This window comes from Vibrio sp. VGrn 2, assembly GCF_009361695.1.
Classification (GTDB): domain Bacteria; phylum Pseudomonadota; class Gammaproteobacteria; order Enterobacterales; family Vibrionaceae; genus Vibrio; species Vibrio diabolicus.
Genome location: NZ_RBWD01000044.1, coordinates 1 through 820 on the forward strand (window position 1 = coordinate 1; position 820 = coordinate 820).

General features: G+C 46.6%; 1 protein-coding gene. It reads right to left on the reverse strand.

The window, feature by feature from the left end; all coding sequences use genetic code 11:
- Positions 1-307: 307 nt before the first annotated feature.
- Complete coding sequence (locus tag D8S93_RS24980) at positions 308-472, reverse strand: hypothetical protein (RefSeq protein ID WP_193621681.1); 165 nt, start codon at positions 470-472, stop codon at positions 308-310.
- Positions 473-820: the final 348 nt, after the last annotated feature.

Sequence of the window (820 nt, forward strand, 5' to 3'; positions counted from 1 at the left end):
AGGCTAGCATGGAAATGACCAATATTCGCCCTTTTCGCCGCTTTTCCACCCTATTACCCCGCCACTTTCACTCTTAGGCTACAATCACGTACATTCAGCCTGAGAGATCCGTTGCGGAAATAACGCCCAATTAAGTAGCCCGAAACGCCCCGGCTCACCTTCCGCATTGCGCCGTAAACACTAAAACCAACGCAAACCAAAAGTGCCACGCGTTGAGGGTCTGCTTGAATTGTTTGTTATGTTTTACCACAAACGACTGATTTATTTGGCAAAGAACTGCATTATTGACCCTGTTTCAAGAAGTCAGTCACACGCCAAAACTCACTTGGCCACCAAAGGCACGAAACACCAAACGGGTAAATCCACTTCCCTGCCCAATGAGGCAACCCGATAAACGTTCAACAAGCGCCCTCTCTTTCCAACCAAAACGCAGAACAATGCCAAATTGCCGAGGCAACTGCCAAGCTGACATGCTACTTGGCAAATACGTTCAAAACGACTTAGAGCCAGTGAGATTTGGAGCCAACCGCCACGACCTGCAAATGAAGCAACCCGCGAACATTGACATGTTTTACGGGCTGAGGAATTCACGAAATTAGGCCAACAATGCGGATTTGCTGAGACAACTCGAACGAACTGCTAAAGGGACAAAGGACATAGTTCGAAGAATTTTTAAGTCATTGAAATACAAGTAAACATAACGCGCAAGTTAAGGTGTGAGAGACGCAGATCCACCCTAACCTAAAATAAACTCTGATAAATCCGTGCCCATTTGGGCACTAAAACCCCAATGCGTTTCGAATCGGCTTGAACGTCTTGT